Raw genomic sequence first — 9,600 nt, forward strand, 5'->3', positions numbered from 1 at the left:
CGTGCAGTCTTTGATAGGCGCTGCGGTCACACCCGCCATGTTCGAACCAGTTCTGAAACTGTCCCACACGGTTGTCTCGTGGCTCAATGATACAGCAGCGCCGCGCACGCCGTTTCAAAGCCGGATCAACGAGGTGCCGCTATCGGTGCGAACGGCAGGGCTTGTCTGGCAGCAGGAACCTGCTGCCATTCCGATGCTTGACTGCGTCTGGAGAGTGGGAGCCGAAACGGTCATCTTGTCACTGTCGCGCCCGCTCGTAGAGGAGTTCATCACGACAGTGCAGAACGGCTTGGCCTTCCCTTCCGAGCCAACTGCTTCGCTAATTCTCGAACTCGCTCTGGAGCCGCTTGTCACTCGACTGGAGGAGACGACGCGTCTGAACGTGCAACTCGTGCGGGTATGCGAAGCCACGATGCTGGCTCCTCATCTTGAACTCGACATCATTTTCGGCGCGGTCAAGGGCAAGGGCCGTCTATTCCTGTTCACGCCACTTGACGGCTTAGTACCGCCTGCGTTTCGCGCGCTAGGCGAACTGCTTGCCCAGTTGCCGCGGCAGCTGGGCGGGCTGCCTCCAGAGCTCCCGCTCATTGTTGCAGGAGAGGTCGGCACGCTTCGCCTTCCTGCGGCGCTTCTTCGAAGCGCATGTGTCGGTGATGCATTGTTGCCCGATATTGCGCCGTTCGGCCGCGGCCAGATCACCCTAGCTGTCGGCCAGTTGTGCGCCGAGGCGGATCTTGACGGCGATGAATTAATCTTGCGGGGGCCTTTCCGCCCGCGACCGTGTCCTTTGGAGAGTGCGCATATGACACAACCCGGATCGCAACTGGAGCTTACTAAGGATCTCGACGATGTCGAGATCGTGCTTGTCTTTGAATGCGGCCGCTGGCCTATTTCTCTTGGGGAATTAAGAAGTGCCGGCGAAGGGCATATTTTTGAACTTGGATGGCCGATCGACGGCCCGGTCGACATAGTGGCCAATGGTCAGCGTATCGGGCGTGGCGACATTGTCCGCATCGGAGAAGAGCTGGGCATCAGGCTCCGTGGCGGGTTTGCATGCAATGAGTGAAGCTCAGCCGACAATCCTGGCGCTTCTTGCGGTTACCGCCGGACTCGGTCTGCTGGTTTTAGCAGTTGCCACGACAACGGCCTTTGTAAAGGTATCAATTGTTCTTTTCCTCGTCCGCAATGCGCTCGGGACCCAGACCATACCACCCAATGTGGTGCTGTACGCCGCGGCGATGATCCTCACTATGTTCGTTAGTGCGCCCGTTGCTGAGCAGACCTATGACCGCATGTCGGATCCCAAGCTCCACTATCAGACATTCGACGACTGGGTAAGCGCCGCTAAAGCCGGAAGTGAGCCCTTGCGCGAGCATCTCAAGAAATTCACAAATGAAGAGCAGCGGCGATTTTTCCTATCTTCGACAGAAAAGGTCTGGCCAGAGGAAATGCACGCTGCAGCCACGCCTGATGACTTTGCAATACTTGTACCATCTTTCTTGCTATCAGAATTGAAGCGCGGATTTGAGATAGGATTTCTACTTTATCTGCCTTTTATTGTTATAGATCTGATAGTGACAACTATCTTGATGGCAATGGGTATGTCGATGGTCTCACCAACTGTTATATCTGTCCCGTTCAAGATCTTCTTGTTTGTTGCCATTGATGGTTGGTCAAAATTGATGCATGGGCTTGTGCTGAGTTATACGTTACCGGGAGGCTGATCATCACTGAATCCAGCATCATTACTCTTATGAGCCAATCACTGGTGGTTTTCATGATCTGGATTCTACCGCCGCTCATTGCATCAGTGGTTGTCGGCCTCGTCATCGGCATCCTCCAGGCGGCGACGCAGATCCAGGATGAAAGCTTGCCGCTCACCGTGAAGCTTCTGGTCGTTGTCGCGGTGATTGGGCTGTTTGCTCCTGTGCTAAGCGCCCCGCTCATAGAGCTAGCCGATCAGATCTTCACCGAGTTTCCCGCAATGACACTTAGCTACTAGTCCGCCCCATGGACGCGCCATCGGCCGATATTCAAATTCTGATCCAGACGGCTCTCGAACTCGTCGTTGCGGCAGGTCTTGGGGCAGCCCGCGCGATGGGCATCATGCTGATCTTTCCCGTATTCACACGCTCGCAGATCAGTGGGCTGATCCGGGGCTGTTTGGCTGTTGGCTTCGCACTACCATGCCTGGCACACGTCAGCGGCGGATTGCCGGCGCTGGATCCTGATACGCGCCTGATCCAGCTAACCCTGCTCGGATTCAAGGAAGTTTTTGTCGGTGTACTCCTTGGCACTTTTCTTGGCATTCCGCTTTGGGGCCTTCAGGCTGCCGGGGAGCTTATCGACAACCAACGCGGCATCAGCAGCCCGACCGCTTCGGCCGATCCCGCGACGAACAGTCAGGCTTCCGCGATGGGCGTTTTTCTGGGGATCACTGCGATTGCCATATTCGTCGGATCAGGAGGCCTGGAAACTTTGATCAGTGTCCTGTACCGCAGCTACTTGATCTGGCCGGTGTATCAGTTTCACCCGACACTGAGTGGGCCAGGAGCAATGGAGTTGTTGGGGCTTCTCGACAGCATAATGCGCACGGCATTATTGGTATCGGGGCCTGTCGTGTTCTTCCTGATACTGATTGATATATCGATGATGCTGCTGCGTCGCTTTGCCCCGCAATTTAAGGCGAGCCAACTGTCTCCGGCAATCAAGAACATTGTCTTTCCAGTTCTCATGGTCACCTACGCTGCCTATCTGGTGGAGAGCATGAAACTGGAGGTCACACGTGCCAACGGCGTGCTGGAGTGGTTCGACAAATTGCTGCCATGAGCGACACAAGTGAAGAGAAGACACACGCCGCCAGCCCGAAGAAGTTAAGTGAAGCGCGCAAAAAAGGACAGCTGCCACGTAGCTCCGATTTCGTCCGCGCGGTCGGGACTTGCGCTGGGCTCGGCTACCTTTGGCTAAGAGGCAGCGTGATCGAGGACAAATGCCGGGAAGCGCTCCTATTAGCCACCAAGTTGCAGAGCCTACCTTTCGATACCGCGGTGCCGCAGGCATTGGTTGTGCTCGTCCAACTCACAGTCGCGGCTGTTGGCCCGCTGCTTGGAACCCTTGTCGCCGCGGTGATTTTGGCCAGCCTGCTAGCCAATGGTGGATTTGTCTTCTCTCTGGAGCCGATGAAGCTCAGCTTTAAGAAAATTGACCCCTTTGAAGGGCTGAAGCGCTTGGGGTCTGCTCGTTCCATGGTCGAAGTCTGCAAGACCATGTTCAAGGTATTGGTTCTCAGCGCAACCTTTTCCATTGTCCTTCTCGGGATGTGGAAGACAATGGTCCCTCTGCCGATCTGCGGCATGGGCTGTGTTGGCCTCATCTTTATGGAGACAAAATTGCTGATGGGAATTGGCGCCGGCGCACTGCTGGTCGGCGGACTGATCGATCTTCTGCTCCAGCGCGCGTTGTATCTGCGCGAAATGCGCATGACCAATACCGAAGTGACGCGCGAGTCGAAGGATCAGCAAGGAGCGCCAGAGTTGAAAGGTGAACAGCGTCGCATCCGCGAGGAGGCGGCCGACGAGCCTGCGCTTGGCGTGCATCGCGCCACGCTGGTCTTAACAGGAAGGGCGGTCCTGATCGGTCTGCGTTACGTTCGCGGTGAAACCGGGGTGCCGTTCTTAGTTTGCCGTGCCGAAGGTGAGCGCGTTTCACATGTGTTGAGCGAGGCGCGGGCACTACGCCTGACGATCGTCCATGACCATGTCTTAGCGCGTCAGCTGATAGGCACTACAAAACTCGGCCACGCGGTTCCTATGCAATATTTCCAGCCTGTCGCGAAAGCATTCTTTGCCGCAGGCTTGGCCTAGTCATTGGAAGTCCACGACTGCCCAGTTCAAAACTGACCTGGCTCCATGCTAGTGGCAAATGTCGGCTGGCCATCCGTGCCCCAGTGTCTCTGTCAGGCCAACCGCGCAACCGCGGGCCTGGGGCAATCACTCCCCTCGGATCTGCCACCCAGCAACTACGGCAAGTCCTCCGGGCATGACCTTGCAGCCTCTGCTGGCCGGTGCGTGGCGCAGTCCGAGGTTTTGAGGCCGGCAGTGCGGATTTGATTGGTGCAGCCGTTGGAATGCCCTCGTCAGCTAGTCGTCAACTAAGCGCCCTATGTTGAACAGCCGTGCTAACTTGAGCTCGGTTGCGAAACATAGGAGTACGAATCGTCATGTATGGTCGAATTGGTGGCTCATCCGATAGTTACCGCGCGCATAATGCCGGCGAGCAATCGGATGCAGGAAGCGAAGGGTTCGCGGACACATTTGCCCGAATGCACTTATCCGGATCGGAAGGTAGCGGCGCCTCATCATCGGCGGCTCCCCAAGCATACTCCCTCAATTCCCGACCTCCTGTGGTGGAGATCAACAGGACTTCCTTCAGGAGACAGGTGAGGCAATTTCATGGTGATGAAATCACGCACATCGCCGACAATCCTCAAGAGTATTCGGAGTTCGTATCGTCACGAGCCAGGCGCACCGCGGACGTTGCTCAGCAATATGGCATCCGTCGAGATACGGAGCACGCGCGATATTTCAGTTACCAATTGGGAGACCGGAGTGCCGGACTGCTGAGAATGGAAGGCGGATTCAGCATGAACGAGTTCGAATCGGAAAGTTGGCGGGAACAATTTCCTGGTCGAACTGAGGTCACTTCCATAGTGGATCTTCAAGTCGCCCATCCGCTCGTCGAAAATGCGGGCGATATTCTGCTGGAGCATCAACTTCGGATAGACGGCGACCGACCGTTGCTGAATTGGCGTGCGGCTAATCCGGAAGCACAAGCGCGCGCGCAGACGATGGGGTTTGTTGAAGTGGATCATGGCGACCTGGTGCTTGACCCTACGCAGCATCCCGACAAATGGACGAAGAACAGTGCCGGTGAGTGGCAGCGTGCAGGCAAACCTCCACTCTATCTCCACAAAACCGAGGATAGCGACAGCAGCGATAGCGGGTCCGACGACGATTTCATGTGATTTGTCGACCCGCCGCCGAGCCTTGCAACTGGTGACGGTTGCAAGGCTGTTGGCAGTGAATGCTAATTGTCCGGCGACAGCCCCGCCTTAGCGCCAGCGCCGCCGAGCAATCCAGCCCATCTCCCAGACAATAAACTGCGGATGCGCATCGTGGGTGCTTGCGAGCGGATTGTATTCGGGCCGGAACTCCGCCTCTTGGAACCGAGCTCTCCCGAATCCAATTTTCTCCACCACACCGTTGGGTCGTTGCGATGCGCCGATCCCGATCGGATCGGCTATGCCTGCTCCGCGCTCGCAGGAAGACCTTCCGCCTCGATCTTGGCGGCGCGATCTCGGCGATAAGTTGGATGGGAGGCAAGATACGCCGCCACGTCAACAGCCGGTAACGCGACATCGCAAATCGGCCCTGACGGTAGCCGATCGACTCCAATCGCCGGACCGCAACTCGCGCAGCGGCATTCGCGGTTTGGCCAGGAGAAATGCTCGCTGACTCACAGCGTGGCCGGCCGCATTCTGAGTGCCCTGTCATGCAGCCTGCGCCGACGGGAGCTCGGCACGCGAATGGCGTGGTTGGCGGCCAAGCCCTGAGGTCAACAAGGACTTACAGAAAGCGGGGGTGAGTTTGCCGCGATGAATTATGACCTTCTCGCGACCGGACCTAGCATCGGCTTCCTCTCGCTCTCGATTGTAGCCGCGCTGTTCGTTGGATTTAACGTGGCAAGCGGTGAATTCGGAATCAGCCAGCCCTTCCAAGTTTCTGGCCATGACGGGGCGACTCGTGTGGATGTGCACCCACATCGGGCTCGGCATCGCACCATTGACCAGCATCTTGGGCTGCAGCTTCATCTCAAACAGCTTTCCTGGCTCGCCACGCAGCGCGACCGGTGCCTCCGGCGGCATCAATTCGTCGGCATTGCACAAATGTTCCAGGTATTTTTGCGCCGGAAATGCGTAGGTCTTCATGCAATCAGTCGTAATGCCGGCTTTTCCTTCATTCAATGCGTTGGCCTGTCCCAGCACCATGTTCAGCAACCCTTTGAGCTGGTCTGTGCGTTCGTGCACTTTGGGTAGCTGGGTGGAGGTGAGTAGCAGGCGTACATTACGCCCCTGCAACCCGGCGAGACAGGTTTGCATCTCAATGGCCTGGGCTCGCAGGTACTGGGCCACATCGTCCACGACCTTACCGGCCTCCTCAGGCTTCATCTGGCGCACTTGGGAGACGACGCTTTGCTGACCGGCCAGATCGAACTGCAAAAGTTCGTCCAATCGTTTGAGCCGCTCCGTCAATACCTCCATTGACAACGCGGCGCCCCCGATTGTCGAGCCTGCCCCCGACGAACTCGCAGCCACCTCTTGCGCTCTCACCTGTGTACTCGCAACTTGATCCGAGCGCGCGAGAACCTTGGCTGCTGGCACTGTGCCGGCGTTCGCAGCGACTGGTGTTGATGGCTGCCCGGCGGCAGAAGTCCCGGCGCGAGCTGCCGACTTATGCTTTGACTTCCCTTTCCTTCGCGCTGTAGTGCCTTCTGACACTGCAGCCGTACCAGCAGTGCCAGCCGGTATCGCAGCGCCTGCCCTGGCCGGCATCGCAGCGCCCGCCTGGGCCTGTGGCGCCATGATGGCTGACGGCGGAGACTGCAGGTTCAACAAGTGCATGGCATCGTGCGCAGTGATCCATGCATCGTCCACGATCCGTTCGAACAGTTTCAATGGGAGGCCGGCATCTGGGTAGGTATGGCTTAGCTTGGTATGCACCTCGTGCAACGCCAATCCAAAATCCGAAAGCCGCTCCATGATTTTTTCTACAACCGCGCAATCATGAGCGTTGAGTGTTTTGCCATCATCCATTATGCCCTTCGCCAAAGAGAGGGCGCGAAGAGCTTCTTGAGCGGCGCTTGCCATCAGCTGCACCACTCCATTTCGACCGACGAGGAGTTCCTTCAAATCTGGCTCGAACCTGCTCGCCCGCAGTTCAATCTTGGCCCGCGCAAGACCGATCCGCTCACGGACCAGCCAGATCCTGACACTCAGTACCGAGCCGGCACGCAGCCGCAGTGCGCACCGCTCGGCTTCCCGCATCACGGGCGTTCCACTGGATAGGCTAGCGGTGGCAGCGCAGGCGGATCGCTGCCGTTCGGAGCGCCATGCCTTTTTTTCCCACCACTTAATTGCCGCCGTATGGTGGTTCTCCACATTTAAAATCAACAGCTCCTGCCGGTCCGCCTGGGAGTAGGAGTAGAGTTTATCGACCATACCTGCCGCTTTCTTGGTCTTTTTGTCCAATTTCGTGATCGTCGACAGGCCAAGTTTGTCTACTTCATTCGCGGCGTCGCACACGATCTGGCAACATCTACGCACCTTGTCGTCTGGCATAATTGTCTGCGCCTCAGCCGCAGGCAGGCTAGCGCGGTACTCCAGAATTGCTGAGGCTGCATCGACGACCCGACTGATCAGCTCCACCGCCTCCTCGGGGACGTCGGTTTTCCTGGCCGCAGCCTCGCAATCAGTCAGTTGTTGAACAAGACTGTTCATTCTGAGCTGTGTCGGACTGATATCTTCATTTGACGATGAGCTGGTGCCTTCCACCTGCGCGGTTGATAGTTGGCTACCGACCGGCGCCATGGCTTCGCCCTCAGACATGGAGGGAGAACCGCGCCGCCTTGCGGCTGCGCCACGTGGCGCTACGGTTCCGCGTGGTGGCGCAGCGGCTCCACGTCGCGGTGTGTTCAGGATTTGATCTTCGCCAATCGAGGCGCCTGGCAGACTTTCGCGGGCATCGCCTGGACCGCGCGCAACTGGAAGGGAGGAGGGCCTCCTATCGGCGTCCCCAGAGCGCATCTGCTCCACAACGGAATCGAATGACTGTCCACCTTCTCCCGCAGCAAGACTTGATTGCGAAAGGGAACTGCTCGCCCGCCCCGCGCGGCTGGCTCCAGTTTCAGCCTGCGATTTCCGTGGTCGGCCAATGCCCTTCATATTGCGTCTCCGTAGTAGGCGAGAATGTGCTGCTATTGTGCTGGCGGCTGACGAGACCAGCGGCATCTTTCGGTTAACGTCACGGTCAGCCAGACCCGCGACGGCGTAATGTTCCCGCCAAAGTGCTTCTCAGTAGCAGGCCAAGATTGGCCCGAGCTCACAGGACTTTCGCAACGTTGCCATCGATGTCCTGAGATTATCAGCGCTTCAGTCCGCCGATTTCCAGGAACAGCGAATGAAATCAGACCAACTCGGCTAGCTCCCCTTCCTAGACACGTGCCTGACGATTTTATTGATGCGTCACTCCTCTCGTTCGCCACCGACAAAGTCACACATTTGCTTCAGAGAAGCGTGTGCGTTGCGTATCACGCGGACCATTTCGATCTATAGTTACAAAAAGTGTCGAGACGGGACCTTTGGATCCGAAGGTCAGGCACGGCCGGCCTAGATAGACCGCTTGGCTGACGATTAGCTGACGATGGGAGTTCTCACGAACAGGGCAAGAAAATCCGACCGCTTCAAGCTTTCGATATGGTGAGAAGAGGATCCGCACCGGCCTCCCAAAGCCGGCAGACCATCCCATGTTCGTACGGTCGCCGACCTTCTCGAAGCCAATGAGCTCACCGCGCCGGGCCGTGATGTGCAGGCGAGAGAATGGTGATGCAAAGACCGAGTTCCTGCTCGTTGCGTGCGCCCGTGGAGCCAGCAAGAATACGGTCATTGCGGTCATGCAGCACGTGGACCGTGTCTCCTGTTCGACACCACAGCATCGAGGATGCAAACGAGCTGCTGCGGCTGCCATTCGGTCGCGGCATGCGTGGACGGCGGGATTGGCCGAACAGCCGAGATCGTGGTCGACTGTTCGATGCGAGAGCAACATCCTGCAGAGCATACGTTTTTGCGCTGGCCGGTTTTTGTCAAAAGCCGTCAGGTTCTCGAAAGCTCCCGCCCTTAGCTTGATCGAGGCTAACCTTTAACACGTCGCCGCCAATGGCAAATGCCGGAGTACCTGATGATAGCAGCAATTGGGAGTGGAGTTGGCAACCTCGGGACTTCCTTGATCCGAAAGGGCCATGGGGATTCGAAATCCGAGCATTCTGGTGATGGCAAGCCGGCTGATGGCAATGATGGCAAGCCAGCTGGTGGGAATGATGGCAAGGCAGCTGGCGGGAACGATCGGGCGGATAACCGGACCGTTTCAAATGATCAACTTCAAGACAACTCACAGTCTGCAGCACAAAGTGAAGCCTTCCAAAGTATCCTGCGATCGTTCGCGTTCCAATTCGCGAACGATGCGATGGCTGAGGCCGATGAAGCTTTGGATGACACAGAAGATGCCTGACGCGGGAAATCCGGCGTGAGGTCATACAGGCCGTTATTGACGGCACAACTCCAACAGAAAAAGGAATGATCATGGCTGCAGTTGATAATAATAAAAAATCAGGCAATACCAATACCAGTAGCGCCGGCAATACCGATAAAACTAACAGTGGCACTCCCGGCAATACAAGCGGAGCTGATGCTACTGCTTTTCAGGCGCAAGTGCAGGAACTAACCAATGTTAGCTTGGAGGCGACGAAAAGGAGTGTCCAGTTGCGCAC

The 9,600-nt window shown here is 57.2% G+C and carries 9 protein-coding genes; 8 read left to right on the plus strand and 1 reads right to left on the minus strand.

The genetic code is table 11. The annotated features are described in order from the left end of the window. Positions 1-37: 37 nt before the first annotated feature. The 6 genes from sctQ to EN745_RS07100 all read left to right on the plus strand — a co-directional run bounded on the left by sctQ (position 38) and on the right by EN745_RS07100 (position 5,023). A complete protein-coding gene (gene sctQ / locus EN745_RS07075; RefSeq protein ID WP_095769044.1) occupies positions 38-1,066 on the plus strand; it encodes a type III secretion system cytoplasmic ring protein SctQ in 1,029 nt (342 codons plus the stop codon). After that, positions 1,059-1,724, plus strand: a complete 666-nt coding sequence (sctR, locus tag EN745_RS07080) for a type III secretion system export apparatus subunit SctR (protein WP_029354851.1) — start codon at positions 1,059-1,061, stop codon at positions 1,722-1,724. The genes sctQ and sctR overlap by 8 nt, the downstream gene beginning before the upstream one ends. A gap of 2 nt (positions 1,725-1,726) precedes the next feature. After that, positions 1,727-2,002, plus strand: coding sequence for an EscS/YscS/HrcS family type III secretion system export apparatus protein (locus tag EN745_RS07085; protein WP_024505375.1), 276 nt, complete (start codon positions 1,727-1,729; stop codon positions 2,000-2,002). 8 nt (positions 2,003-2,010) lie between these two features. Then, positions 2,011-2,829, plus strand: a complete 819-nt coding sequence (gene sctT / locus EN745_RS07090; RefSeq protein WP_024505376.1) for a type III secretion system export apparatus subunit SctT — start codon at positions 2,011-2,013, stop codon at positions 2,827-2,829. Next, the gene (locus EN745_RS07095) at positions 2,826-3,863 is read left to right on the plus strand and encodes an EscU/YscU/HrcU family type III secretion system export apparatus switch protein (protein WP_024505377.1); all 1,038 of its coding nucleotides are present in this window, start codon (positions 2,826-2,828) and stop codon (positions 3,861-3,863) included. Before sctT ends, EN745_RS07095 begins: the two co-directional genes overlap by 4 nt. A gap of 356 nt (positions 3,864-4,219) precedes the next feature. Then, a complete protein-coding gene (locus tag EN745_RS07100; RefSeq protein ID WP_024505378.1) occupies positions 4,220-5,023 on the plus strand; it encodes a hypothetical protein in 804 nt (267 codons plus the stop codon). Between the two features lie 525 nt (positions 5,024-5,548). Here EN745_RS07100 and EN745_RS07105 read toward each other — a convergent pair. Further along, complete coding sequence (locus EN745_RS07105) at positions 5,549-7,663, minus strand: hypothetical protein (RefSeq protein WP_245454733.1); 2,115 nt, start codon at positions 7,661-7,663, stop codon at positions 5,549-5,551. A 1,348-nt stretch (positions 7,664-9,011) separates the two neighbouring features. Here EN745_RS07105 and EN745_RS07110 point away from each other — a divergent pair. Next, positions 9,012-9,341: a hypothetical protein gene (locus EN745_RS07110; protein WP_081714433.1), complete on the plus strand. Its 330-nt coding sequence runs from the start codon at positions 9,012-9,014 to the stop codon at positions 9,339-9,341. Positions 9,342-9,412: 71 nt separating this feature from the next. Further along, positions 9,413-9,600: hypothetical protein (locus tag EN745_RS07115; RefSeq protein WP_127420860.1), on the plus strand; the 188-nt coding region annotated here is incomplete at its 3' end.

The organism is Mesorhizobium sp. M4A.F.Ca.ET.022.05.2.1 (genome assembly GCF_003998845.1).
In the GTDB taxonomy this organism is placed as follows: Bacteria; Pseudomonadota; Alphaproteobacteria; order Rhizobiales; family Rhizobiaceae; genus Mesorhizobium.

Bases quoted from the DNA above. Each gene is read 5' to 3' on its own strand.
- sctQ (WP_095769044.1), top strand. From the start codon at position 38: ATGTTCGAACCAGTTCTGAAACTGTCCCACACGGTTGTCTCGTGGCTC.
- sctR (WP_029354851.1), top strand. From the start codon at position 1,059: ATGAGTGAAGCTCAGCCGACAATCCTGGCGCTTCTTGCGGTTACCGCC.
- sctT (WP_024505376.1), top strand. From the start codon at position 2,011: ATGGACGCGCCATCGGCCGATATTCAAATTCTGATCCAGACGGCTCTC.
- EN745_RS07095 (WP_024505377.1), top strand. From the start codon at position 2,826: ATGAGCGACACAAGTGAAGAGAAGACACACGCCGCCAGCCCGAAGAAG.
- EN745_RS07100 (WP_024505378.1), top strand. From the start codon at position 4,220: ATGTATGGTCGAATTGGTGGCTCATCCGATAGTTACCGCGCGCATAAT.
- EN745_RS07105 (WP_245454733.1), bottom strand. From the start codon at position 7,663: ATGTCTGAGGGCGAAGCCATGGCGCCGGTCGGTAGCCAACTATCAACC.
- EN745_RS07110 (WP_081714433.1), top strand. From the start codon at position 9,012: ATGATAGCAGCAATTGGGAGTGGAGTTGGCAACCTCGGGACTTCCTTG.